The organism is Polynucleobacter sinensis (genome assembly GCF_001595985.1).
Lineage (GTDB): Bacteria > Pseudomonadota > Gammaproteobacteria > Burkholderiales > Burkholderiaceae > Polynucleobacter > Polynucleobacter sinensis.
The window spans coordinates 73,718-98,460 of record NZ_LOJJ01000008.1; the positions used below are offsets into that span (position 1 = coordinate 73,718).

Annotated in this window: 22 protein-coding genes; 18 read left to right on the top strand and 4 right to left on the bottom strand. The window is 45.8% G+C overall.

From position 1 onward, the window contains the following. Positions 1–132: 132 nt before the first annotated feature. From scpB to arsB, 12 genes are all read left to right on the top strand, one after another. The gene (gene scpB / locus AOB49_RS08605) at positions 133–906 is read left to right on the top strand and encodes an SMC-Scp complex subunit ScpB (protein WP_062309977.1); all 774 of its coding nucleotides are present in this window, start codon (positions 133–135) and stop codon (positions 904–906) included. A gap of 6 nt (positions 907–912) precedes the next feature. Continuing rightward, positions 913–2,664, top strand: coding sequence for a pseudouridine synthase (locus AOB49_RS08610; RefSeq protein WP_062309980.1), 1,752 nt, complete (start codon positions 913–915; stop codon positions 2,662–2,664). 172 nt (positions 2,665–2,836) lie between these two features. Continuing rightward, positions 2,837–3,328 (top strand): ribosome maturation factor RimP, encoded by a 492-nt coding sequence (gene rimP / locus AOB49_RS08615; RefSeq protein ID WP_062309982.1) that lies wholly within the window; start codon positions 2,837–2,839, stop codon positions 3,326–3,328. Beyond that, a complete protein-coding gene (gene nusA / locus AOB49_RS08620) occupies positions 3,325–4,806 on the top strand; it encodes a transcription termination factor NusA (RefSeq protein ID WP_062309985.1) in 1,482 nt (493 codons plus the stop codon). The genes rimP and nusA overlap by 4 nt, the downstream gene beginning before the upstream one ends. Positions 4,807–4,819: 13 nt before the next feature. Beyond that, the gene (gene infB, locus AOB49_RS08625) at positions 4,820–7,603 is read left to right on the top strand and encodes a translation initiation factor IF-2 (protein WP_062309987.1); all 2,784 of its coding nucleotides are present in this window, start codon (positions 4,820–4,822) and stop codon (positions 7,601–7,603) included. 14 nt (positions 7,604–7,617) lie between these two features. Beyond that, positions 7,618–7,986 carry a 30S ribosome-binding factor RbfA gene (gene rbfA, locus AOB49_RS08630; RefSeq protein ID WP_015420788.1) on the top strand — a complete coding sequence of 123 codons (369 nt, stop codon included), beginning with the start codon at positions 7,618–7,620 and terminating at the stop codon, positions 7,984–7,986. A gap of 4 nt (positions 7,987–7,990) precedes the next feature. Then, on the top strand, positions 7,991–8,902 hold the full coding sequence (truB, locus tag AOB49_RS08635; protein WP_062309990.1) for a tRNA pseudouridine(55) synthase TruB: 912 nt from the start codon (positions 7,991–7,993) through the stop codon (positions 8,900–8,902). A 62-nt stretch (positions 8,903–8,964) separates the two neighbouring features. Next, positions 8,965–10,782, top strand: coding sequence for a translational GTPase TypA (gene typA, locus AOB49_RS08640; protein ID WP_062309992.1), 1,818 nt, complete (start codon positions 8,965–8,967; stop codon positions 10,780–10,782). 127 nt (positions 10,783–10,909) lie between these two features. Beyond that, positions 10,910–13,270 carry a Tex family protein gene (locus AOB49_RS08645; RefSeq protein ID WP_062309995.1) on the top strand — a complete coding sequence of 787 codons (2,361 nt, stop codon included), beginning with the start codon at positions 10,910–10,912 and terminating at the stop codon, positions 13,268–13,270. A gap of 80 nt (positions 13,271–13,350) precedes the next feature. Further along, entirely contained in the window at positions 13,351–13,680 is a 330-nt protein-coding gene (locus AOB49_RS08650) for an ArsR/SmtB family transcription factor (RefSeq protein ID WP_062309997.1), read from the top strand. Then, positions 13,677–14,156 (top strand): arsenate reductase ArsC, encoded by a 480-nt coding sequence (locus AOB49_RS08655; RefSeq protein WP_062310000.1) that lies wholly within the window; start codon positions 13,677–13,679, stop codon positions 14,154–14,156. The genes AOB49_RS08650 and AOB49_RS08655 overlap by 4 nt, the downstream gene beginning before the upstream one ends. Further along, positions 14,153–15,199 (top strand): ACR3 family arsenite efflux transporter, encoded by a 1,047-nt coding sequence (gene arsB, locus AOB49_RS08660; protein WP_062310003.1) that lies wholly within the window; start codon positions 14,153–14,155, stop codon positions 15,197–15,199. Before AOB49_RS08655 ends, arsB begins: the two co-directional genes overlap by 4 nt. A gap of 3 nt (positions 15,200–15,202) precedes the next feature. Here the strand turns inward: arsB and AOB49_RS12090 are convergent, their stop codons facing one another. The 3 genes from AOB49_RS12090 to AOB49_RS08670 form a co-directional block, all read right to left on the bottom strand. Then, the gene (locus AOB49_RS12090) at positions 15,203–15,439 is read right to left on the bottom strand and encodes a hypothetical protein (protein ID WP_156471390.1); all 237 of its coding nucleotides are present in this window, start codon (positions 15,437–15,439) and stop codon (positions 15,203–15,205) included. A 69-nt stretch (positions 15,440–15,508) separates the two neighbouring features. Further along, positions 15,509–15,934 carry a universal stress protein gene (locus AOB49_RS08665; protein WP_062310006.1) on the bottom strand — a complete coding sequence of 142 codons (426 nt, stop codon included), beginning with the start codon at positions 15,932–15,934 and terminating at the stop codon, positions 15,509–15,511. A 120-nt stretch (positions 15,935–16,054) separates the two neighbouring features. Beyond that, the gene (locus AOB49_RS08670; RefSeq protein WP_062310009.1) at positions 16,055–16,828 is read right to left on the bottom strand and encodes a sulfite exporter TauE/SafE family protein; all 774 of its coding nucleotides are present in this window, start codon (positions 16,826–16,828) and stop codon (positions 16,055–16,057) included. Between the two features lie 98 nt (positions 16,829–16,926). Between AOB49_RS08670 and AOB49_RS08675 the strand changes: the two genes are divergently transcribed. From AOB49_RS08675 to AOB49_RS08685, 3 genes are all read left to right on the top strand, one after another. Continuing rightward, complete coding sequence (locus tag AOB49_RS08675; RefSeq protein ID WP_062310011.1) at positions 16,927–17,850, top strand: pseudouridine synthase; 924 nt, start codon at positions 16,927–16,929, stop codon at positions 17,848–17,850. Between the two features lie 24 nt (positions 17,851–17,874). Further along, positions 17,875–18,633 carry a molybdate ABC transporter substrate-binding protein gene (modA, locus tag AOB49_RS08680; RefSeq protein ID WP_062310013.1) on the top strand — a complete coding sequence of 253 codons (759 nt, stop codon included), beginning with the start codon at positions 17,875–17,877 and terminating at the stop codon, positions 18,631–18,633. A 111-nt stretch (positions 18,634–18,744) separates the two neighbouring features. Then, entirely contained in the window at positions 18,745–20,100 is a 1,356-nt protein-coding gene (locus tag AOB49_RS08685) for an HD-GYP domain-containing protein (protein ID WP_082784128.1), read from the top strand. A gap of 28 nt (positions 20,101–20,128) precedes the next feature. Here the strand turns inward: AOB49_RS08685 and AOB49_RS08690 are convergent, their stop codons facing one another. Next, positions 20,129–21,283 (bottom strand): GGDEF domain-containing protein, encoded by a 1,155-nt coding sequence (locus tag AOB49_RS08690; RefSeq protein ID WP_062310018.1) that lies wholly within the window; start codon positions 21,281–21,283, stop codon positions 20,129–20,131. 259 nt (positions 21,284–21,542) lie between these two features. Between AOB49_RS08690 and AOB49_RS08695 the strand changes: the two genes are divergently transcribed. From AOB49_RS08695 to dusA, 3 genes are all read left to right on the top strand, one after another. Then, positions 21,543–22,403 carry a phosphate/phosphite/phosphonate ABC transporter substrate-binding protein gene (locus tag AOB49_RS08695; protein ID WP_062310021.1) on the top strand — a complete coding sequence of 287 codons (861 nt, stop codon included), beginning with the start codon at positions 21,543–21,545 and terminating at the stop codon, positions 22,401–22,403. After that, positions 22,393–23,550, top strand: a complete 1,158-nt coding sequence (locus tag AOB49_RS08700; protein WP_062310024.1) for a GGDEF domain-containing protein — start codon at positions 22,393–22,395, stop codon at positions 23,548–23,550. Before AOB49_RS08695 ends, AOB49_RS08700 begins: the two co-directional genes overlap by 11 nt. Positions 23,551–23,644: 94 nt before the next feature. Continuing rightward, positions 23,645–24,733 carry a tRNA dihydrouridine(20/20a) synthase DusA gene (dusA, locus tag AOB49_RS08705; protein ID WP_082784129.1) on the top strand — a complete coding sequence of 363 codons (1,089 nt, stop codon included), beginning with the start codon at positions 23,645–23,647 and terminating at the stop codon, positions 24,731–24,733. Positions 24,734–24,743 lie beyond the last annotated feature (10 nt).

Here is a 24,743-nt window from a genome sequence, read left to right on the forward strand (position 1 = left end):
TTTCAGCGCGGGTGGTTCCCTCAAAAGAGTTTTTGAGAACAATTACCCAAAGTAGCTAAAGAACACCACCAACCCATTACTGAAATACATTACTAAAGCTGCATCAGGTCATTGCCTGATAGCCCGAATTTTATGGACGATCACAATAAACGCGTAATTGAAACAGCCCTCTTGTGCGCGCAAGAACCACTGACAGTCGCTGATCTCACGCGTTTATTTGCCGAAGATGTTGCCACTAGTGAGATTGATGACGCTCTTTTGGAGCTGCAAAAAGCCTGGGAAGATAAAGGCATGGAGTTGGTGCACATCGCAACGGGCTGGCGTTTTCAAAGTCGCTTGGCAATGCGAGAGTATCTTGATCGCTTAACGCCAGAAAAGCCGCCTAAGTATTCTCGTGCGGTCATGGAGACCTTGGCAATTATTGCTTATCGTCAGCCGGTAACTCGCGGTGAGATTGAAGAGATTCGAGGTGTTGCGGTCAGCAGTAATGTGATGAAGCAGTTGGAAGATCGTGGCTGGGTTGAGGTGATTGGTCATAAAGAAACTGTTGGTCGCCCAGGCTTATATGCCACTACGAAGCAATTTTTAGATGATCTTAGTTTGACAAATTTACAAAGCTTGCCAATGCTAGAAGATGCCGCTCCAATGGCCGCTGCTGAGCAATTGGGTCAAGCCGTGATGGAATTCGATCCATCGGCTACGGTAGAAACAGTGGTCGAGCTTGATGAAGATGGTCAAGTGATTAATGCGTCTACAAGTGATGATGCCATCGATGAAGTTTCCGTCGAGATCGAAGCGCTTGTGGAAGTAGAAGAAGTTGTAGCCCAAGAAGTGGCTACCGATGTAATTGACGCAGTAGAAGAAGTTACTCCTGAGTCTGAAGATAAATCAGACGAACAAAAATAATTATTAATGACAAGTCCTAACGAAAACGATTCACCTCCGATGGCATCCTCATCGGATCAACCCAGTAGTTCTGAGCCAACATCCTCTGTCAGTGCGGATGGCGCAAAGGCAGAGGGCCGCGAGCGCCGCTCCCGTCGCCCTGGTGGCGCTGCGGGTAAGCACCCTTTTAATAAGAAGCGCCCATTTAACAAGGATCGGCCTCGCAGAGAAGGCGGTGAGTCTGGAGGCTCTCGCGAAGGTGGGCATCAAACCTCGAAACTTGCACCCAATCCCGCTGAGAGCGAGGCTTTATTTGCTTCTGTAGTTTCTGGTGAATTTGATGCTGCATTAGATGCGCCTGAAGTTGAAGAGCTTAAGAACCCCGATGGTTTAAATGAGAGTGAGATCTCTCATCAAACTGGTGCTGAGCGCCGTGCTCAACGCGTGCGTCATGATGACGATGCGGAAGTGCCAAGCGAAGATGAAATGAGTAGTTTGCAATTTGCAAACGTAGATGATTTGCCTTTGAGTTTGCGCGATGAGGTGTGGTCGGATCTCGATGGTTTGGATGATGACATCGACGATGAAGACACTGTAAAGTTGCATAAGGTCTTAGCTGATGTCGGCATGGGTTCCCGTCGTGATATGGAAGACTTGATTATTCAAGGCCGCGTATCAGTCAACGGCTTGCCTGCACATATTGGTCAGCGTATTGGCCCAACTGATCAAGTCCGCATTAATGGTAAGCAAGTTCATCGCAAGATTCAGACTAAGCCACCCCGCGTCATCATGTATCACAAGCCTTCAGGCGAGATTGTGAGTCAGTCTGATCCAGAAGGTCGTCCAACCGTTTTTGATCGCCTTCCAAAACCGCGTCAAGGTCGTTGGATTGCAGTTGGTCGTCTCGATTTCAATACAGAGGGTTTGTTGCTCTTTACTACATCCGGTGAGCTGGCTAATCGTTTAATGCATCCTCGTTATGGCATTGAGCGTGAATACGCTGTCCGTATCTTGGGGGAGTTGAGCCAGGAGAATATGGCTCAATTAAAGAGTGGCATTACTTTGGATGATGGGCAGGCAAAGTTCTTGCGTTTGACAATGGGTGGTGGTGACGGTGCGAATCGTTGGTATCACGTTGCCTTAACTGAGGGGCGCAACCGCGAGGTACGACGGATGTTTGAGGCAGTTGGCCACACGGTTTCTCGTTTGTTGCGAACTCGCTATGGCATGTTCCTGCTTCCTCCGCGTCTACGGCGCGGTAAATGGGAAGAGGTATCTCCAGAAGGTGTTGCCAGCCTGATGAAATCTGCCGGACTCAAAGTTCCGCAGCCACAGGACAAAGGACGCGGACCAAGTTCAGGTAGTCATGGGCGCGATCGCCATAATGCTTCTGGAGATAATTTCCAGCCAGATCCAATGCAAACCTCGGTTTCTTACTGGGGCTCTCGCGACGCTCTGACTTTGGCCAGTGGACATAATGGCCTAACCCATCAAGGTCGTGGTGGTAGGCCTGAGGGTGGCGGTGGTAATTCAGGTGGTGGGCGTGGTCCTTTCCGTGGGCGTACTCAAGGCGGAAGACCGGGTGCAGGTGGCCAAGGCGGTCAAGGTGGGCAAGGCCAGGGCCGTAGCAAAGGCAAGAAAGTTCACCATGGACAATCCGCTTTTGTGACTACAAGCCCTCAAAACCCAGGAAATGGACCCAAACGGAATGCACCAAAAGGGCGCAAACCATTCAACAAGGGTCCTAGAAAACCGCGAAATCCTGGCGAAAGCTTCTGATTTCTAACAGTTTTCCCTTAAATCGGCTATAATTTTGGTCTTACAGCAGTTCGCTGCTGTTTTAGTTGTTACCGACTGATGTTGCGATCAACGTAAGTCGGCCTGTTCTGAATTTCAAGAATATGGGCTTTGAAGCCCATTTTTTTTTGCCGTTTTGTATTGAAGGGGTGTTGTGAAAGACCAGCGGATTATTTCTGCCGAAGTAGAAAACTTAGGTTACACGCTAGTGGATATCGAGCGTGAAGCCGGTGGTTTGCTGCGCGTCACAATTGAAAATCCCGATTACGAGCGCTTGATTACTGTGTTGGATTGCGAAAAAGTGAGTCACCAACTGAGCTACACCTTGCCAGTGGAGAACATTCCTTTTGAGCGTCTAGAGATTTCCTCTCCAGGATTAGATCGTCCGGTAAAGACTGCTGCGGATTTCGAGCGTTTCTCCGGCATGGAAGTCGATTTGAAGTTGCGCGTTGCCGTTGGCAATCGTAAGAATTTTCGTGGTGTGTTGCAAGGTTTGTTAAGTGGTGAATTGGATTCGCCAGATGCGAAATTTGGTTTGTTGTTTGAAGGCGCCGATGGTGCCGAGTCTCAATTGGAGTTTTCTTTAGCCGAGGTCGATAAGACTCGGTTGGTCCCTGTTATTGATTTCAAAGGAAGAAAGTCATGAGTCGAGAAGTTCTCATGTTGGCAGACGCCTTAGCGCGTGAAAAGAACGTTGATCAAGCGATTGTGTTTGAGGCGCTAGAGATGGCGTTGGCATCAGCCACTAAAAAGCGTTACGCGACAGAAGACGTTGATATTCGCGTATCAATTGATCGCGATACCGGTGAATACGAAACCTTCCGCCGTTGGTTAGTTGTGCCCGATGAGGCTGGTTTGCAAGAGCCGGATAAGGAAATCCTTCATTTTGAAGCTTTAGAGCAATTCCCCGATATGGAAGTTGGCGAATACATCGAAGAGCAAATTGAATCTTTAGCCTTTGGTCGTATTGGCGCACAAGCTGCTAAACAAGTGATTTTGCAGCGTATTCGTGATGCTGAGCGTGAGCAGATCTTGAATGATTACCTTGAGCGTGGCGAAAAAGTCATGACTGGTACTGTGAAGCGCGCCGACAAGAACGGTTTGATTATTGAATCTGGTCGCGTTGAAGCTTTGCTTCGTCGTGATCAAATGATTCCGAAAGAGAACCTGCGTTCCGGTGATCGTGTGCGTGCTTATATTCTCAAAGTGGATCGTGAGGCTCGTGGTCCACAAATTGAACTATCCCGCACTTGCCCAGACTTCTTGATTAAGTTGTTTGAGAATGAGGTTCCAGAAATGGAGCAAGGTTTATTAGAGATTAAGGGCGCTGCCCGTGATCCTGGTATCCGCGCCAAGATTGCTGTGATTACTTATGACAAGCGTATCGATCCAATTGGTACTTGCGTTGGTGTTCGTGGCACACGTGTTACAGCGGTTCGAAATGAAGTCGCTGGTGAGGCGGTGGACATCGTCTTGTGGTCTGAAGATCCAGCGCAATTTGTGATTGGCGCTTTGGCCCCAGCCCAGGTTTCCTCAATCGTAGTTGACGAAGAGCGTCACGCCATGGATGTGGTGGTTGATGAAGAGAACTTGGCAATCGCCATTGGCCGTAGCGGACAAAATGTGCGCTTGGCAAGTGAATTGACTGGTTGGCAGATCAACATCATGACTCCGGAAGAGTCTGCTGAGAAGACTGAAAAGGAAGCTGCGTCGGTACGTCAATTGTTCATGGATAAATTGGATGTTGACCAAGAAGTTGCTGACATCTTGATTGAAGAAGGTTTCAATACATTGGAAGAGGTTGCTTATGTGCCGCTATCTGAAATGTTGGAAATCGATTCTTTCGATGAAGACACTGTAAATGAATTGCGTACTCGTGCACGCGACTCTTTGTTAACCATGGAATTGGCTAAAGAAGAGCGTGTTGGCGAAGTCTCGCAAGATTTACGCTCCCTTGAGGGGATGACCACTGAATTGGTTGCCAAGCTTGCTGACAATCAAGTTCACACCCGTGACGACTTAGCTGAACTGGCTGTTGATGAGCTAGTTGAGGCGACACAAATTGACGAAGAAACTGCGAAAACGCTCATCATGAAAGCGCGCGAACATTGGTTTACTTCATGAGAGGAAGTAGTGCATGGCAACAACAGTAAAAGTACTCGCTAAAGAATTAAAACGAACCGCGCCAGACCTCTTGGAGCAGCTGAAGGCGGCCGGTATCGAAAAAAGTTCTGAGGACGATAGCATCACCGAAAAAGACAAGACTGCTCTACTTGAGCATTTGCAAAAAGCGCATGGCAATACTGATGCGGGTAATCGCAAAAAGATTACCTTAATCAAGCGTGAGAGTTCTGAGATTCGTCAGGCAGATTCTGCAGGTCGTACTCGCACTGTTCAGGTTGAGGTACGCAAGAAGCGTGTGCTGGTTAAAGCAGGCGATAAGGCTCCTGAGGCTGATCCAGCTCCAGCTGCTAAAGAAGTAGTCCCTGCAGCGCCAGCTAAGTCAATTCTGTCTGCTGAAGAACTGGAAAAGCGTGCAGCTGAAGCGACTCGTCAAGCCGAATTATTGGCTCGCCAAGAAGCGGAGATGAAGGCGGCAGAAGATGCCCGTCAAAAAGAGGCTGAGGCGATTGCGGCTGCGAGCGTCGCTGAGCCAGTAGTTGAAAAAGAAGTGAAGTCTGAAGATGAGGCTGCACAAGCTGCTGCTAAAGCAGCCGATAAGAAAGCACAGGCTGACAAAGTTGCGAAAGATGTTGCTGATGCCAATAAAGCACAGTTAGCGGATATCACTAAACGTCGCGCCGCTGCTGAGGCTGAAGCGCTGGCTATTCGTGACATGATGAGCGCTCCCGCTCGCGTTCTAAAAGCACCAAGTGAAATTGCTGCTGAAGAAGCGAAAAAAGGCACATTACATAAGCCAGCAAAAGCGGAGGGTGCGGACGACAAGAAGAAGGCCCCAGCTAAGGTTGGCGGTAAAACGATCAAGTCTGCAGAGACCTCTTCCACCTGGCAAGAAGAAGGTGCCAAGAAACCAGGCGGCCTTAAGACTCGTGGAGATAGTTCTGGTGGTGTGGGTGGTTGGCGTTCAGGTGGTGGCAGAAGAAAACAGCGTCAAATCGCTGAAGCTAACGTCGATACCAACTTCCAAGTTCCTACAGAGCCTGTTGTCCGAGATGTGCATGTTCCTGAAACCATTACTGTGGCGGAGTTAGCTCACGCAATGGCCGTAAAGAGTGCTGAAGTGATTAAGCTCTTGATGGGTATGGGTCAGATGGTGACGATTAACCAAATCTTGGATCAAGATACTGCGATGATCATCGTAGAAGAGATGGGTCATACGGCGCATGCAGCCAAGTTAGATGATCCTGATTTAGATCTAGGTACTTCTGGTCATGATGCAGAGTTATTGCCACGTCCACCAGTGGTAACGGTGATGGGTCACGTTGATCACGGTAAAACTTCATTACTCGATAAGATTCGTACTGCGAAAGTAGCTACTGGCGAAGCCGGCGGTATTACTCAGCACATTGGCGCCTATCACGTAGAAACACCACGTGGCATGATTACCTTCTTAGATACTCCGGGTCACGAAGCCTTTACGGCCATGCGTGCTCGCGGTGCTAAGGCAACGGATATCGTGATCTTGGTAGTTGCTGCTGATGATGGTGTGATGCCACAAACAAAAGAAGCGATTCATCATGCGGTAGCGGGTGGTGTTCCAATTGTTGTGGCAATTAATAAGATTGATAAACCAGAGGCGAACTTAGAGCGCGTTAAAACTGAGTTGGTTGCCGAGCAAGTTGTGCCAGAGGAATACGGTGGCGATGTGCCATTTATCGGCGTTTCTGCAAAAACAGGCGACGGTATTGATGCATTGTTGGAAAACGTACTTCTACAAGCAGAAATTCTTGAGCTCAAGGCTCCTAAGGATGCTCCGGCACAAGGTCTCGTCATTGAAGCTCGTCTAGATAAAGGTCGTGGTCCGGTAGCTACTGTACTCGTTCAATCTGGCACGCTCAAACGTGGTGATATGTTGTTAGCTGGTTCTAGTTACGGTCGTGTGCGCGCGATGTTGGATGAGAATGGTAAGCCTTGTAATGAGGCCGGCCCATCTATTCCTGTTGAGATCCAAGGTTTATCCGAAGTTCCTGCAGCTGGTGAGGCGGTTCAAGTGGTGCCTGATGAGCGTAAGGCGCGCGAGATTGCTCTGTTCCGTCAAGGTAAGTTCCGTGATGTGAAGTTAGCTAAGCAGCAGGCAGTCAAGCTTGAAACCATGATGGAAAATATGGGTGAAGGCGCAATTGAGGCGAAGTTATTGCCACTCATCATCAAGGCCGACGTTCAGGGTTCACAAGAAGCTTTGTCACAGTCTTTGCAAAAATTATCTACTCCAGAAGTCAAGGTGCAGATTGTTCATGCGGCGGTAGGTGGCATTACTGAGACTGACGTGAATTTGGCAGTTGCTTCTAAAGCAGTCATCATTGGCTTTAACTCTCGTGCAGATGCAGCCGCTCGTAAGCTGGCTGAAAATAATGGCGTAGACATCCGTTATCACAACATTATTTATGACGCGGTAGATGAGGTGAAAGCGGCATTGAGCGGTATGTTGACACCAGACAAGAAAGAGGAGATCACCGGTATGGTTGAGATCCGTCAAGTCTTCTTGGTATCTAAAGTTGGTGCAATTGCAGGTTGCTTAGTGGTTGACGGTATCGTCAAGCGCACTTCAAGTGTTCGCCTCTTGCGTGACAACGTCGTGATCTGGACTGGCGAGTTAGATTCTCTGAAGCGCTTTAAGGATGATGCAAAAGAAGTTCGTGCTGGTGTTGAATGTGGCCTGTCATTAAAAGGCTATAACGACATCAAAGAGGGTGATCAATTAGAAGTATTCGAAGTGACTGAAGTTGCTCGTTCACTATAAGAGTTCTCTAGCTAATGCATAAAACTAGTCCTCATCGTAACCAGCGTCTCGCTGATCAAATTCAGCGAGACCTGGCCGAGCTTATTCCTCGTGAATTGCGTAGCCCAAGCCTAGGTTTGATTACTCTACAAAGTATCGAACTCACACCAGACTTGGCGCATGCAAAGGTGTTCTTTACAGTCTTAGGTGCCGAGCCTGAGGTCGCTTTGAAGGCGCTCCAAGATAAAGCGGGATATTTACATTCTTTATTGTTTAAGCGTTTACATATTCACACCGTTCCAACCTTGCACTTTCACTACGACAGTTCTGTTGAGCATGGCATTGAAATGTCACGATTAATCGATCAGGCGGTTGACAGTGATCGCAAAGACGAGAACGCGTAATTTCATGTCAGTACGCATCGACGGAGTGGTATTGCTTGATAAACCTGCGGGTATGAGCTCGCAAGGGGCGGTTACTGCCGTCAAGCGTGCTTTCAATGCAGAAAAAGCAGGGCATACCGGCACCTTAGATCCAATGGCGACTGGTTTGTTGCCAATTTGCTTGGGTGAGGCTACGAAGTATTCCCAAGATTTGCTTGAAGCGAATAAGACTTATGTAGCGCAAGTGAAATTTGGACAGCGCACGGATACTGGTGATGCTGAAGGCCTGGTGATTGAAGAGTTACCGTTACCAGCGTTCGCAGACGAGGCGGCCATTAAGCTCGCATTAGATTCTTTATTACCTGCATTTACTGGCCCTATCAGCCAAGTTCCACCAATGTATTCCGCGCTAAAGCGCGATGGTAAGCCCTTATATGAATATGCCCGGGCTGGCGTTGAGTTAGAGCGCGCCCCACGAGATATTACGATTCACCAGATTCGCTGGACACATGTTCATTGGCCAGAGGCAACCTTAGAGGTCAGCTGTAGTAAAGGGACCTATATCCGCGTCTTGGCCGAAGATCTTGGTAAGGCTTTGGGCTGTGGCGCCCATTTAGTGGGTTTGCGTCGCACTGAAGTAGGTCATCTGACTTTGGAGCAATCTTTTACGATTGACTCTATACAGAAGGGTCTACAAGATAGCTCTTCTTACATTTTGCCGGTTGATGCACTCTTGCAAACTCTGCCACACTTAACTGTGGATGAGCAGCAGGCAAAGCGCCTTGAGATGGGGCAACGTGTTCCACTCAACTTACCTTCAATAGAAGCTTTAGTGCGAATTTATCGCGCTACCGCAGCACCACATAATTTTATTGGTACGGGCGATTGGCGTTCTGGGGTGTTGCACCCCAAGCGTTTGATTTCTTCGGCCCATTAACCTATTTAACAGATTTATTTACTCATCTTAATCAACCCTATTCTTAACTTCAGAAGCTTCACATGACTAAACGCGCACTTCGTAATATCGCCATCATCGCCCACGTTGACCACGGTAAAACTACTTTGGTTGACCAACTTTTGCGCCAATCTGGCACATTCCGCTCAAATGAAAAAATGACCGAACGCGTCATGGACTCAAACGATTTGGAAAAAGAGCGCGGCATTACTATTTTGTCCAAGAACTGTGCGGTTGAGTATGACGGCACGCACATCAATATCGTAGATACACCGGGACATGCTGACTTCGGCGGCGAAGTAGAGCGTGTGCTCTCCATGGTGGACGGTGTATTGCTCTTGGTTGATGCGGTTGAAGGCCCAATGCCACAAACTCGCTTTGTAACCAAGAAGGCCTTAGCTTTAGGTTTGAAGCCAATCGTGGTGATTAATAAGGTTGACCGTCCAGGTGCGCGTTGTGACTACGTGATCAACGCTACATTTGAATTGTTTGATAAGTTAGGCGCTACAGAAGAGCAGTTGGATTTCCCAGTAGTTTATGCATCTGGCTTAAATGGTTATGCTGGTTTGACTGATGATGTACGTGAAGGTGATATGCGTCCATTGTTTGACACAGTGCTTAAGCATGTTCCAGTGCGTGATGACAATCCAGAGGGTCCTTTGCAGTTGCAAATTACCTCTATTGAATACAGCACTTACGTAGGTAAGATTGGTGTAGGCCGCGTTAATCGTGGAACTGTTAAGCCTGGCATGGATGTGGTGTTTATGGATGGCCCAGATGGTGTGCAACGTAAAGGCCGCATTAATCAAGTATTGAAGTTCCGCGGCTTAGAGCGTGAATTGGTAGACGAGGCCCAGGCGGGCGACATCGTACTGGTGAATGGTATTGAAGACTTGGCAATTGGTACAACCATCTGCGCCCCAGATACTCCTGAGGCTTTGCCAATGCTCAAGATTGATGAGCCTACTTTGACCATGAACTTCATGGTGAACACTAGCCCATTGGCTGGTCGTGAGGGTAAATTTGTTACTAGCCGTCAGATTCGTGAGCGTTTAGATCGTGAGCTCAAGTCTAATATGGCTTTGCGCGTTAAAGATACTGACGATGACACGGTATTTGAAGTGTCAGGTCGCGGCGAATTGCATCTCACCATTTTGGTGGAAACCATGCGCCGCGAAGGTTATGAATTAGCAGTTTCGCGTCCACGCGTAGTGTTCCATGAGGAAAATGGCGTGAAGATGGAGCCGTACGAGAATTTAACAGTTGACGTAGAAGACACTACTCAAGGTGCTGTTATGGAAGACTTGGGTAAACGTAAAGGTGAATTGCTCGATATGGTGAGTGATGGCAAGGGCCGTACTCGTCTTGAGTACCGTATTCCTGCGCGCGGCTTGATTGGATTCCAAGGCGACTTTATGACGATGACTCGTGGTAACGGTTTGATGAGCCACACCTTTGATTCTTATGCGCCAGCAAAAGACGGTATCTTGGGTGAGCGTCATAACGGTGTATTGATTAGCCAGGACGATGGTGAAGCTGTTGCCTATGCTTTGTGGAAATTACAAGATCGCGGCCGTATGTTTGTGAGCCCTGGCGATCCTTTGTATGAAGGTATGGTGATTGGTATCCATAGTCGTGATAACGATTTGGTGGTTAATCCAATTAAAGGTAAGCAATTAACTAACGTTCGCGCATCTGGTACTGACGAAGCGGTTCGCTTGGTAACGCCAATCGCAATGAATCTTGAGTACGCTGTCGAGTTTATTGATGATGATGAATTGGTGGAAGTAACGCCGAAGAGTATTCGTATTCGTAAGCGCTACCTTAAAGAGCATGAGCGTAAGAAGGCTTCGCGCGAGTAATGTGATTCATCAGCTGCAAAGCTGAGATAAAAGCCACCTTCGGGTGGTTTTTATCTATATGGATCATCAAATACCAAAAATATAAGTCATAAATTCAGACAATCAATTTCATCACATTAGAATATCCATGCTGCCATCCATTGAACAACGCCTTGCCCAAGAGTTATCCGCTAAACCCGCTCAAGTAGCAGCTGCTATAGCCTTAATGGATGAGGGTGCAACCGTTCCCTTTATTGCTCGCTATCGTAAAGAAGCAACTGGCGGGTTAGATGATGCGCAATTGCGTCTCTTGGAAGAGCGCTTGAGTTATTTGAGAGAGTTAGAAGATCGCCGCAAGGCGATTGTGGCTTCGATTGAGGAGCAGGGCAAGATGACGCCAGAGCTTCTCAAATCCATTATGTTGGCTGAGGATAAAACGCGCCTAGAAGATCTCTATCTACCCTACAAGCCAAAGCGTCGTACTAAGGCGCAGATTGCCTTAGAGGCGGGTTTAGAGTCTTTGGCAAATGACTTGCTTGCAAATCCCATGTTAGAGCCCGAGGTAGAGGCGGCAAAGTACATCAAGGAGCCTTTCACATCTGATCAAGGTGACAATCCAGGAGTGCCTGATACTAAGGCCGCTTTAGAGGGTGCTCGCCAGATATTGATGGAACGCTTTGCTGAGGATGCCGCTCTAGTGCAATCACTCAGAACCTATTTGCAAGATCATGGTGTAGTTGAATCAAAAGTGATTGCTGGAAAGGAGCAGGAGGGCGAAAAGTTTGCCGACTATTTTGACTATTCTGAGCCGATTAAGGCGATTCCATCACATCGTGCGTTAGCATTATTTAGAGGGCGTCGCGAGCAAATCTTGATGGTGAATCTGCGACTTGACACTGAAGAGGAAAAGCCGAAGTGGGACGCGCCGCATAATCCATGCGAATCGCGTATTGCTAATCAATTTAAGATTAAAAACGAAGGACGACCCGCTGATCAGTGGTTAGCTGAAACTGTTCGCTGGACTTGGCGGATTAAATGCTCAATGCATTTGGAATCAGAATTGATGAGCGCTTTACGCGAACGCTCTGAGGCAGAGGCAATCAATGTCTTTGCTCGTAATCTTAAGGATCTCCTGTTGGCAGCGCCAGCAGGCCCGAAGGTCACCATTGGACTCGATCCTGGAATGCGTACTGGAGTAAAGGTTGCAGTAGTTGATGCTACTGGCAAGGTGGTCGATACTGCCGTCATCTATCCCCATCAACCTAAAAATGATTGGGATGGTTCATTGCATACCCTGGCGCAATTGGCAGAAAAACATCAAGCGACATTGATCTCTATTGGCAATGGAACGGCATCGCGTGAAACGGATAAATTGGCGCAAGATTTAATCAAGGCCAGGCCTGAGCTCAAGCTCACCAAGATCGTAGTCTCAGAAGCGGGCGCATCGGTTTATTCAGCTTCTGAGTACGCCTCAAAAGAATTGCCAGGCATGGATGTCTCGCTAAGAGGAGCCGTATCGATCGCAAGAAGACTTCAAGATCCATTGGCGGAGTTGGTCAAGATTGATCCAAAGTCTATTGGCGTAGGACAATATCAACATGATGTGATGCAAACCCAATTAGCAAAGTCTTTACTTGCTGTGGTTGAGGATTGCGTGAATGCAGTAGGCGTGGATGTTAATACTGCTTCAGCGCCTTTATTGGCTCGAGTCTCCGGGCTAAGCAGTACCGTTGCCGAAGGGATTGTGTCTTATCGCGATAGCCATGGCGCATTTCAGACTAGAGGAGATCTTCGCAGTGTTCCGCGTTTGGGCGAGAAGACTTTTGAGCAGGCCGCAGGCTTCTTGCGCATCATGAACGGCTCCGATCCACTGGATGCATCTGCCGTCCATCCAGAGTCATATCCCCTGGTGGAGAAGATTCTTAAGGATATCAAGCGGGGCGTCAAAGAAGTGATTGGTGATGCATCCATTCTGAAGAGTCTAAATCCAGAAAAATATGCTGATGAACAGTTTGGAGTGCCAACTGTTACAGACATTATTAAAGAGTTAGAAAAGCCTGGTCGTGATCCTCGTCCAGAATTTACAACGGCGACATTTAAGGATGGCGTAGAGAAGATTAGCGATCTCAAGGTCGATATGATTTTAGAAGGTGTTGTGACTAACGTTGCAGCGTTTGGCGCTTTTGTGGATATCGGCGTTCATCAAGACGGTCTGGTTCATATTTCGGCGCTGGCCAACACCTTTGTGAAGGACCCTCATACTGTTGTTAAAGCAGGGCAGGTCGTTAGGGTCAAGGTGCTCGAGGTAGATGAGAAGCGTAAGCGTATCGCTTTGACTATGCGCCTTTCTGATGAGGCGCCAAAACCTAGCGCTGGCGCAAAACCTGAGCAAAGAGCGCATCGCCCAAGCGCTGCAAGATCTCCAGAGAGAAGACCGCAAGAAGATCGACGTAGTACGCCTCCTATGAATAATGCGATGGCCGAAGCTTTTGGTAAGTTAAAAAAGTAATTTAACGGAGGGGTAGGCTCCCTCCCTTTTTTAAGTTACCTTGTCACGAATCTGTCATACATTTCTATATAATTGGAAATATGAAAAATACAGATGCTGTTTCCGCCTTTTTGGCGCTTGGACAAGAATCTCGACTCAATATCTTTCGTCTGATTGTTCAAAAGGGCGATGTGGGATTAACTCCTACCCAGATTATTGAGAAATTGGGTATTCCGAATGCGACTCTAAGTTTTCACTTAAAGGAATTGGTGCAAGCCAATTTGCTTTTAGTGGAGCGCCAAAGTCGCAATCTGATCTATCGCCCAAATGCCGCTCTTGTTCAGGATTTGAGTGCATTCCTATTGGATAACTGCTGCGGCGGTAAGTCCTGTAGCCCTGCAAAAATGACTCGCAAAGTAACGACCGCATGAGAACATACAACATCCTATTTTTATGTACCCATAATTCAGCCCGCTCCATTCTTGGTGAGGCTTTAGCCTCAACCCACCCAAGCGGTAAGTTTGTAGGGTATTCAGCAGGGTCAACTCCTGGCGGCAAGGTTAATCCAATTGCAGCAGATCTTGCAGTGGAGATGGGGATGGATCGAGCATTGCTCAAGTCAAAAAGCTGGGATGTGTATGCTTATCCAGATGCTCCCAAGATGGATTTTATTATTACGGTTTGTGACAATGCTGCCGGCGAAGTATGTCCATTTTGGCCAGGTCAACCTGCCACTGCGCACTGGGGGTTTCCTGATCCGTCGCAGGTTCAGGGTAGCGATATAGAGAAAAAGGCGGCATTCGTTGCGGTAATGAATGGATTGCAGAAGAGATTAGATATTTTGGCTGCAATGTCCTTGGATAAATTGGATTCAATGAGTCTTAAAGAGGTGCACACAAAAGCATGAATACCGTTACTCAAAAACTAGCATTTCTAGATCGCTATTTAACGGTTTGGATATTTTCCGCTATGGCCTTTGGTATTGGCTTAGGCTATTTTTTCCCAGGAATAGAGGGATTGATTAATTCCTTTCAGGTGGGCGCAACTAATATTCCGATTGCAATTGGCTTAGTGCTTATGATGTATCCACCTTTTGCCAAAGTGCGCTATGAGGATTTGCCGGATGTATTTAAAGATAAGCGGATCTTTCTAATCTCGCTTTTGATGAATTGGTTTGTTGCACCGGCATTGATGTTTTTTCTAGCAATTACCTTTGTGCCTAATCAGCCTGAATATATGGCTGGATTGATTTTGATTGGCATTGCACCATGTATTGCTATGGTGATCGTCTGGAATGACATTGCTAAGGGGTCGACTGAATACGCTGCGGGATTAGTGGCCTTTAATGCTATTTTCCAAGTACTCTTTTTTAGTGTCTACGCTTATTTTTTCTTGACCATTTTGCCGCCATATTTTGGCTTGGCAGCATCTACGGTTAGCGTCAGTATGAGCCAGATTGCTCAGAGTGTTTTTATCTACCTGGGTGTTCCCTGTATTGCAGGAATTTTGACTCGAGTAGTGATGCTCAAGTGTATTTCCAAAGATCGCTATCACCAGCAATTTGTGCCGCGCATTGGAAAGATCACTTTGATTGCCTTGCTATTTACGATCGTGGTGATGTTTAGTCTGAAGGGTAAGCTCATTCTCAGCTTACCAATGGATGTACTTACGATTGCAATTCCATTGCTGATCTTTTTTCTCATCATGTTCCTGCTCACATTTTTTGTAACGGGCAAGATGGGGATTGATTACAAGCGTTGCTGCACTTTGTCCTTTACAGCATCAAGTAATAATTTTGAGTTAGCGATTGCAGTTGCGATTGCTGTATTTGGCATTAACTCTGGAGCTGCCTTTGCAGCAGTAATCGGCCCCCTGGTGGAAGTGCCGATCATGATCGGATTGGTAACGGTGGCCCTATGGTTTAAGGGGCGTTATTTTTCCAAGGAGTAGTTATTACGCCCTGTAAGGTCTGACGAGGGCCTCTAATCCAAAGGCATCGTTCGCCTTTCTGAGGTCTTCAATGGAATGGCGTAGCGCTTTAATTTCCTTGCAAGAGAGTTTGCGGAGCTTTTTGCGATCAACACCATATGTATCAACAAGATAGCGCACTCTTGATAGGCAGATTTGTAGTCGTACAAGCCAGTAGAGGGCAAAAATACCGGGTGTTAGCAGGAGAAGCAGAATACTCATTGATGGCCTTGTAAAAAAGGCCGTCAATCAGACGGCCTTTAGTGATTAATCTTACGATTAAAGAGATGCTTATTTAACCAAAAGAACAGGTTGCTTAGCGGCATTACTGACCTTCTGAGCAACGGAGCCCATAAGCGCATCAACGATACCTGTTCTACCTTTTGAGCCCATTACGATGAGGTCAAACTTTTCTTTATTGGCTAGGGCGATGATTTCACCGGCAACATTGCCGCGCTTAATTGCCATATTGTGTTTTACGCCAGCAGTATCTAATGCCTTCTGGGCGGGCTTCAGTTCTTTTTCACTGACTTCTCTGAGGTAATCATCGATTACGCTGTTTGCGACAAATTGCTTAACGTGACCAAGGCCGATATCGTCATGGATGCTGACCAATGTCACTGTGCATTTGCTACGTAAATCTTTAGCTAACTTTCCAACATACTTGGCTGCATTGAGCGAAGATTTGGAGCCGTCAACTGGTAATAATATTTTCATTTGTCCCTCTATTTTTGTAGTGAAATAACTGCAACTGCTTACTATTAATTTACTATGAAAATCACTATAAATCTACCAAAAAAGTGCTGGATTTATGGTGTCTGTTGCGATTGAGGTGGATTATTTCAAAAATGCATCGTAGAAAGTTTTGAATATCAAAATGGTTACCAGTATAAAAAAGCCTTTGCGAATAAAGGCGTTACCGCGTTTAATAGCAATACCGGTTCCGATTTGACCGCCCACTAGATTGGCTATGGCCATCAAAATACCCAACTTCCAATCAAAGTATCCCAAAAAGAAAAAGACACATAATGCGCCTAAGTTAGAGGCGATATTCATGAACTTCGCTGGAGCAGCGGAACGTAGAAAATCAAACCCTAATACTCTTGTATAAAAGAGTTTGTAAAAGGCGCCGGCCCCAGGCCCGAGAAAGCCATCATAAAACCCAATAATTCCAGCCCCAGTAGAGGCTATGGCTTTTTGCTTGCGGTGTTGATGTTTGGGGGCATGAATCAATCCCGCATTCGATTTGATGTTGAATATGAGGAGTGCAATTAACAGGAATGGTAGTGCGCTACGAAGCCATTGGGTTGGTAATTGAGTAACGAGATAGGCTCCGGCAACAGAGGCAAAAAAAGCAACCGTAGAAGAAATGATCACCAGACCCCAAGGGCTTTTATTGGCTCGCGAATATTGAATGGCTGCACCAATTGTCCCCACGCTGGAGGCTAATTTATTGATAGACAGAAGGGTCGCGGGGGGAAAGCTTGGTAGTACCGCAAATAGTGCGGGAACTTGAATCATGCCGCCCCCACCAATGATGGAGTCAACCAGTCCCGCCATCAGTGCGCAGGTAAGGAGAAGGCTGAGGTCAAAAATTGAGAGTTCAAGCATGAATGTTCTGGTTTTTATAAGGTGCAGACTTCATTTTAGAGGGCTTTCAAAAGGGGGTGGATAATCTGACATTAACTCAACCTTGCTGCTTAGGGCCTATGAAAGTGAATTCAGAAGGGGTATCTGCATCTCGGGTATATCTACCCGCGGGTGTCAATCATTCCACTTTATTGGATTTCTTTATTACTCATTTTCCACATATTGGGGCGGATGAATGGTTGGCCCGTTTTGACCAAGGCTTGGTAATCACGCAAGATGGTGAAGCAGTTGCTGCTCACGATGCTTATCTCCCAAATATACATTTATTTTATTTCAGGCGTTTAGCACGTGAGCCAGAGATTCCTTTTGAAGAGCGCATTCTCTATCAAGATGACCATATCTTGGTTGCGGATAAGCCCCATTTTTTACCAGTTACTCCTAGCGGACTTTACCTTCACCAAACTCTTCTCAATCGACTAAAGAAAAAGACAGGCATACAAACCTTAAGTCCCATTCATCGAATTGATCGGGATACTGCGGGATTGGTAGTGTTTTCAATTAACCCTCAGGAGCGGGCGAGATATCAAAACCTCTTTCGAGATCGCGTTGTTAAAAAAGTATACGAAGCTATCGCTCCATACTCTGAGGATCTCATCCCTAGATTGCCGCTAACCTATCAAAGCAGGCTGGAAGAGTCGGATCATTTTCTGCAAATGCAGGAGGTGGAGGGTAAATCAAATACTGATACATATATCGAGCTGATTGAGATGATGGATCCTTGGGCTAAATATCGTCTCATTCCTGGTAGCGGTAAAAAGCATCAGCTACGTTGTCATTTAAATGCTTTGGGAGTACCTATTTTGCATGACCAGATTTATCCAATTCTGACTCCATATCAAGAGTACGATTTAGATCTTTCAAAGCCCTTACAGTTGCTAGCAAAAGAAATTCATTTCACAGATCCGATCACCGCTCAAGAGAGGGTATTTGTGAGTCAAAAGGCATTGGACTTTGCTGCTGATGCTGGCGGTTCAACTATTTAGTAGGTCAATTGAGGGAGCATCAAATTGAAATTACTCAAATACTGCTTGGGAATGATGTTGACAGTACAAGTTTCAATATCTTGCGGACAAACTACGTCTATAGCTGTTGCAGCAAATATGAAAGATGCCTTCGCAGAGATATACACAGAATTTAGGGTGACGAAAAAATCTGATCTGAGAGTGATCTATGGCTCATCTGGAAACTTTGCCGCTCAGATTCTGAATGGTGCGCCATTTTCTCTATTTATCTCTGCTGATGAATATTTTCCATTGGAGCTGTACAAAAGTGGCAAAACAATAGATGAGGGCAAGGTATATGCTTTTGGAAAAATTGCGCTCATTACCAAGAGCTCATCTGGTATTCAGTTATCCAATAGTAAAGTTGACTTAGAGGGCGCCATTAAAAAAGCCAATAAGATCGCCATCGCCAAACCAGATCTAGCGCCCTATGGTAAGGCTGCTATTGAGTATATGAAGGCGGAGGGTCTGTGGACTCTTGCCAAAGATAAATTAGTCTATGGCGATAACATTGGAGCTGCCACCATGTTTGTGGCCAGCGGTGCCGCAGATCTAGGCTTTACTGCGATTTCTTTAGCCAAATCTCCGCAGATCGCTAAAGAGACAAGCTTTATTCCATTGGACGATCGGCTTTATGCACCAATTAAGCAAAGAATGGTACTTATAAAAGGCGCCCCCCAAGGAGCAATAGCCCTTTATCAATTCATGCAGAGCGAGAAGGCAAGGGGGATTTTGATCAAACACGGATATGAGGTCTTGAGGTAGTTTTTTTTGGTGGGGTGCTTGTATGGCAATATTTGAGCCTCTAATTGCAGTACACTCAAATTCCAATGGCCATGATTGTGGCCTCTCAAATCGGGGCGTCGCTTTATTACTATGACGGTTAGCGTTATCTTCGCACTGTTCCTCTTTTTTGGAATGTTCTCTTTCGCGGGAGCTGCCTTACTATTTATTCAGTACAAGAATGATCGTCAGCCTTACATTCTTCTGTGGGCCACTGCGTCTATTTTGATTGGTATTGGAGTCACCACTATTTCCCTTAGGGAGCACTTGCCAGATTTCATTGCGTATAAGTCAGCGAATAGTCTCACTCTAGCCGCCGCCGTCTTGTTTAATTACTCCCTTGTGAGTCTGAATGGAAAAATAATCCACTACTGGAGGGCAGTTTTAAATAGCCTGTTATTTGCTTGCTGTATCGCCATAGTGATGTTGTTGGTAGACAGGCATCTCGACCCTCGTCACCAGCCGCTCGTAGTTGCCTCAGTAAGTGCCCTATTGGGGTTCTACGGGGGATATTTGGCCAATCAGTTTTACAAGAAGTCCAACATTCAATTGGCTTCTGTGCTGGCCATTATCTTTTATTGTGGGGCTTTGGTGTGGGCAATTAGGCTTATCACCATCATTTTTTATGGTGTGAGTTTTGCATCGGATGGTGGAACATTAAATGCGATCACCTTTATATTTCTTCTAATATTTGGAATACTCCGATACGTATTTTTTACGGGCTTAGTCCTGTCGATTGCTGAGCGTAAAAGAGAGCAATTTAATCAAGAGTTCCATGATATGAAGGTTGAGCTCGCCAAGAAAAAGGCGGATCAGGCTGAATTACAACTTTTATCATCCTTAAATGCACTGGCTAAAGCGCGTGATGATGAAACTGGTAACCACATTATTCGCACCCAAAATTATGTGAGGTTATTGGCCCTACGCCTTAGAATAAATGGGCATTACCTAGACCAGCTATCAGACGAATCAATTGACTTGCTTGTTAAGGCGACGCCTTTGCATGACATTGGGAAGATTGGTATTCCGGACGATATTTTGAAGAAAAATGGCCCGCTTACTGATGATGAATGGGTGACTATGAAGACCCACACCACTATTGGCGAGTCTGTCCTGAATACGCTTGAGAAAGATATGCTAAGCGAGGAGGATGTCATTATTAAGGCCGTTCGTATTGCGGGCGGACACCATGAAAAATGGGATGGATCTGGTTATCCACGCGGAATACGCGGCGATAATATTCCACTTGAAGCTAGAATTATGTCATTGGCTGATATGTATGATGCCTTAGTGAGCAAGCGTGTTTACAAGGACGCTTGGTCACATGACCGTGCGGTTGAGGAGATTGTTTTAAAACGCAGTATTCAGTTTGATCCAGCAATTGTCGATGCATTTCTTGAAGAGCAGGAGCGCTTTAGAGAAATTGCTAAGACTTATCAAGATCACTAAGTTCCGCAATTCATTGCGGTGACTAGTTTTAGCTTGCTAGCTCTACTCGATTTCTACCGTTTTGTTTCGCTGTATAAAGGGCGCGATCAGCCTTATCTAGTGCAGATTCGATCCCCAATTTTTCATCATAACTAGCAATTCCAATGCTTGCTGTGTACTGAATATCTGAATCTGGAAGTTTGACAGTAGAGGTCTCGATTGTGCTTCGTATTCTTTCGGCAATAATTTTAGCGGCATCAATTGATGTATTCATGAGATAGATTGAGAACTCTTCACCACCCATCCTGCCAATACTATCTTCATTCCGAACGCACTGTGTTGCAATTTGAGCAAAAGACTTAAGTACATCATCACCAGCTTGATGACCAAATCGATCATTAATTAATTTAAAGTGATCCAAATCAATTGCTAGCAGTGTTAATGGAGTTTTTAAGCGTGATGAAAGGCTGGCTGCTTTGCGAAGCTGGGTAAAAAATGAGCCGCGATTACGTAGGCAAGTTAGTGAGTCATATTCAGCCTGTATTTTGAGTAGCCGAGCGTTATCTTCATTTACCAGCAAAATGATGCTTAATGCGAGGATTGGGGTAAAGATGATTTGCTGAAAAAGGATTAGCTCAAATCCGCTAATGGAAAGTAGATTTTTGAGAATAGCCTCTATTCCTGGAACAAAGAGCAGGGGCCTGCCAATCATGAATATTCCATGCAAGAGAATGGCAGCTGAAAGAGCGTATCGAATGGGGTGTGCTTTAAACCCACCCCTACGTAGACTGAAGCCCCCAATAATAAAAAAACATCCAGTCACTAGGCTGGTAATTAAGAATCCTGCTTGAAGATTGGGTCGGACTTCTGCGTAATAGGTTGAAATTACAAGGACTGGGACGATGGCAAAAATAAATACTTTGCCAATATTAATTTTTTTCCCAATATAGCGCCAGCATCCATCCAAAGCAAATAAGCCCGTGAACATTAGCAATGTCTGAAGGATGATGTAAATGCCTGGCTGTGGGATGGGTGGCCGCAAAATAAAAATCGCCATATTGCTCGATGCAAAAGTAAATGCTAAGAACCACTCACGCATACCTTTGAATTGCTTATTGAAGTGCCATGTGACAAAAACAAAACCTGTCATGATCACGACAAGTAATAAATCGGCTACTAATAGTAGGGGGTGGTTGTAGAACATTGATTTCTTAAAATTACTTATTAGCAATATTTTTTTATATGGCTTGATTTTATATTTTTAAATCGATGTCGCGGTGGAATTAAGCTATCAGTGGAGTAGAAAACTACTACAAATTTATTCCATAGGGTATTCCTATGGTTTCTCTTGGGTTAATAGCCCCTTCTAGAATTCGCCAATTAAGGTTTTTAATTATTATATTTTTAATAGACTTACTAAATATTAGATAAAATTGAATTAATGAAAACTTTATTTGCTACTCATGAAATTCTATAAAAAAGTTTTCAAGCCGATCATCGGGTGCGTTATCTATCTCAGTACGATCACTGCGCAAGCTACGTGTTTGGGTGATCAAGCTGCAACAAAATCGCTCAAAGTTTATATCGTTCCCCAATTCACTGCCACACAAATATATACACGCTGGTCTGCGGTGCTTGAGCAAGTGGGTAAAGAAACTCAACAGTGCTTTGACTTAATTGTTCCTACTAGCATCCCCCAATTTGAAGGGGATTTACTTGCGGGTAAGCCAGATTTTGCTTACATGAATCCCTATCATGCTGTAATGAAGTGGCGTAATCATCAATATATTCCCTTGGTGGCTAGTGGTGATCCTATTTTTGGAATATTAGCTGTCCAAAAAGATAGTCGCATAAATGATCTAAGAGAGTTGGGTGGTGCGCGCGTCGCCTTCCCAGCGCCTAATGCTTTTGCTGCATCCTTGCTCATTCGGGCAACCCTCGCAAAAGATGGTGTTCCCATTGAGCCGGTTTATGTGAAGACACATAGCAATGTTTATCGATCGGTTATCCGTGGTGATGCTGCTGCTGGTGGAGGCATTCAAAGCACGTTGATGTCTGAGCCGCCAGAATTAAAGTCAGAGTTGCGGACCTTAATGGAGACGAAGCGCTATACATCACACCCTTTTTCTGCAAATGCCCGTGTTTCTGAGGCAGTCCGCAAGCGTGTTCAAGATGCTTTTCTCGCAATGGATAAATCCAGTAGTGGAGCTGACCTCTTAAAAGGGGTGCAGCTCGCAAAACCAATATTAGTGAGCTATAAGACAAATTATCAGCCATTAGAGGCTTTGAGTTTAGAGAAATTTGTGGTGAAGAGTGCGGAGTAAGCCACAATCCACCTCTGCGCACTCAATCTTTAGCAAATTCATTGCGTGGTTCTCTTTGCTCGCAGTCGTTCTCATTTCTGCGAGCAGTATTTGGACTTATTACAACACGAATCAACTCATTCGAATTACTCAAGAGCGAAGAGAGGTCGCTCTTGGTAAGGGTTTGGCGTTAGCGATTAGTGATTTGATTGTGACTCGAGAGTATGCTCAGCTTGAGAGTGATTTGCGCCAGATCATGGGCAATGAAAGTGTCGAATCAGTCATGGTTACTGATTTGAACGGCACTGTACTTGCTTACTTGGAGCGTAAGAGCTTGGCGGGGCCGGTGACTTCTAATTTCTCCATCGCCAGTATTGATCTGCCAAAGAATTTTAAGGGGCAATTTCAGGTTGAGAAGAGTGGTCAAGTATCCATACTTTGGTACAAGGTGGACTCTGGGATTCCGCTGGGTTGGATTCGGATGAAAACATTTATCAATGTTGACGATGCCTTACTCAATAACTTGCGGATGAATATTCTCTTATCGGTATCAATCTTATTTTTTGGTCTTTTTGGTATCGCAATCATGTTGTTCTATCGGGCCAAGCAAAAGACCCAAGAAGAAGAATTACGCCTTATTAATAGTAATGGGCAATTACACAACGCGGCCTATTTTGATTCACTAACAAAATTACCTAATCGACTTTCTCTAAATGACCTCGTAGAAAGTGCAATGGCGGTTGCGAAGTTAGATTCAGATTTACTAGCTATTTGCTTTCTGGATTTAGATGGTTTTAAGGGGGTAAATGATCGTATGGGCCATTCTTCTGGCGATGGTCTTCTAGTTGCTGCTGCGGCCAGGATGAAAAAGGCTGTTCGAGATAGTGACTCGGTGATTCGTTTGGGTGGGGATGAGTTTGTTCTTATTTTGGGCGGCATTAAGAATAAAGAGCAGTTAGAAATTTTGTTAAAGCGAATTTTGGAGCTCCTAGCATCTCCATTCATGATTAGCGGTAAAAATGTTTCCGTTAGCGCGAGCATTGGGGTGACCATCTATCCAGATGATGATGCTCCGATGGAAGACTTATTGGCACATGCAGATGCCGCCATGTATGAGGCAAAGAAACAGGGCAAAAACGCCTGGGTTCTATCGCGCAATAGTAAATAGTGGTGAAGGAGTCGAGCTCCCTGAGCTCATGTAATAAGGATGGATATCCTCTAAAATGGCGCCTTAAAGAAAAGTTATTAAGGGTTCATTTGAAGTGTCTGCTGATATAAAAGAAAGAAAGCGCTTAGCCATTGCGCCCATGATGGAGTGGACCGATCGCCATTGCCGGTCTTTTCATCGCACCCTTAGTAAAGATGCGGTTCTTTATACGGAGATGGTTACTACAGGCGCCCTTATTCATGGTGATGTGCCTCGTCACTTGGATTACTCCCAAGATCAGCATCCAGTTGTTTTGCAATTAGGGGGCTCTGAGCCATCCGATTTAGCTAGGGCTGCAGAGCTCGCTCAGCAATGGGCTTACGATGAGATTGACCTTAATTGTGGATGTCCGTCAGAGAGGGTGCAGCGAGGTGCTTTTGGTGCCTGCCTCATGGCTGAGCCAGAATTGGTTGCCGATTGTGTTAAAGCAATGAGGGCTGCTGTCGATATTCCCATTTCAGTAAAGCATCGCCTTGGCTTGGACGCGATGGATGCTGCTAATTCTGAAGTGGATTATCAATTTGCATTGAACTTTATTTTGTCTGTCGCCGAGGCAGGTGCTAGTCAAGTCACTATTCATGCACGCAATGCCGTGCTTAAAGGTTTATCTCCTAAAGAGAATCGCAGTAAGCCACCATTGCGCTACGATATTGCAGCCAAGCTTCGTTTAGATGCGCAAAAGCAATTTCCTAATCTCAAGGTGCTACTTAATGGCGGTCTTGAGAGTAATGAGCAAATTGCCGCTCACTGGGATGACTTTGATGGCTTTATGGTCGGCAGGGCGGCTTATCATTTTCCCGCCATGCTCCTGGGTTGGGATGATTTGATTCGCACCGATGGTGAGGCGGCTGGCTATTTATTTAGTGAAACCGAGTGGCATCGAATTCAGATCGCCTTAGTCAAGCAAGTTCAGGCCTGGTTTGATGAGTGCCAGGCCAAGCAGAAGCCTTTTTATATTGGCGCCTTTACACGCCATATCCTGGGTTTAGCTCATGGCAGGGCAGGTGCTAGGTACTGGCGTCAGCGTCTCTCTGATCACCATGCTTTGGCCAAAGTCCAGAGCAAAGCTGCAATTGCTGATTTTTTCCTAGATGCCAGTCTGACCTTAGGTGATTGGGCTGCTTTTGAGTTTGAGTCCGCTTAAATCCCTTATT

What these genes read in the sequence shown, in the direction of transcription:
- nusA (WP_062309985.1), top strand. Translation starts at nt 3,325, where the DNA reads ATGAGTCGAGAAGTTCTCATGTTGGCAGACGCCTTAGCGCGTGAAAAG.
- AOB49_RS08655 (WP_062310000.1), top strand. Translation starts at nt 13,677, where the DNA reads ATGAGAACATACAACATCCTATTTTTATGTACCCATAATTCAGCCCGC.
- AOB49_RS08665 (WP_062310006.1), bottom strand. Translation starts at nt 15,934, where the DNA reads ATGAAAATATTATTACCAGTTGACGGCTCCAAATCTTCGCTCAATGCA.
- AOB49_RS08650 (WP_062309997.1), top strand. Translation starts at nt 13,351, where the DNA reads ATGAAAAATACAGATGCTGTTTCCGCCTTTTTGGCGCTTGGACAAGAA.
- typA (WP_062309992.1), top strand. Translation starts at nt 8,965, where the DNA reads ATGACTAAACGCGCACTTCGTAATATCGCCATCATCGCCCACGTTGAC.
- AOB49_RS08695 (WP_062310021.1), top strand. Translation starts at nt 21,543, where the DNA reads ATGAAATTCTATAAAAAAGTTTTCAAGCCGATCATCGGGTGCGTTATC.
- arsB (WP_062310003.1), top strand. Translation starts at nt 14,153, where the DNA reads ATGAATACCGTTACTCAAAAACTAGCATTTCTAGATCGCTATTTAACG.
- AOB49_RS08690 (WP_062310018.1), bottom strand. Translation starts at nt 21,283, where the DNA reads ATGTTCTACAACCACCCCCTACTATTAGTAGCCGATTTATTACTTGTC.
- infB (WP_062309987.1), top strand. Translation starts at nt 4,820, where the DNA reads ATGGCAACAACAGTAAAAGTACTCGCTAAAGAATTAAAACGAACCGCG.
- AOB49_RS08675 (WP_062310011.1), top strand. Translation starts at nt 16,927, where the DNA reads ATGAAAGTGAATTCAGAAGGGGTATCTGCATCTCGGGTATATCTACCC.
- AOB49_RS12090 (WP_156471390.1), bottom strand. Translation starts at nt 15,439, where the DNA reads ATGAGTATTCTGCTTCTCCTGCTAACACCCGGTATTTTTGCCCTCTAC.
- AOB49_RS08685 (WP_082784128.1), top strand. Translation starts at nt 18,745, where the DNA reads ATGACGGTTAGCGTTATCTTCGCACTGTTCCTCTTTTTTGGAATGTTC.
- truB (WP_062309990.1), top strand. Translation starts at nt 7,991, where the DNA reads ATGTCAGTACGCATCGACGGAGTGGTATTGCTTGATAAACCTGCGGGT.
- AOB49_RS08610 (WP_062309980.1), top strand. Translation starts at nt 913, where the DNA reads ATGACAAGTCCTAACGAAAACGATTCACCTCCGATGGCATCCTCATCG.
- AOB49_RS08645 (WP_062309995.1), top strand. Translation starts at nt 10,910, where the DNA reads ATGCTGCCATCCATTGAACAACGCCTTGCCCAAGAGTTATCCGCTAAA.
- scpB (WP_062309977.1), top strand. Translation starts at nt 133, where the DNA reads ATGGACGATCACAATAAACGCGTAATTGAAACAGCCCTCTTGTGCGCG.
- AOB49_RS08670 (WP_062310009.1), bottom strand. Translation starts at nt 16,828, where the DNA reads ATGCTTGAACTCTCAATTTTTGACCTCAGCCTTCTCCTTACCTGCGCA.
- rbfA (WP_015420788.1), top strand. Translation starts at nt 7,618, where the DNA reads ATGCATAAAACTAGTCCTCATCGTAACCAGCGTCTCGCTGATCAAATT.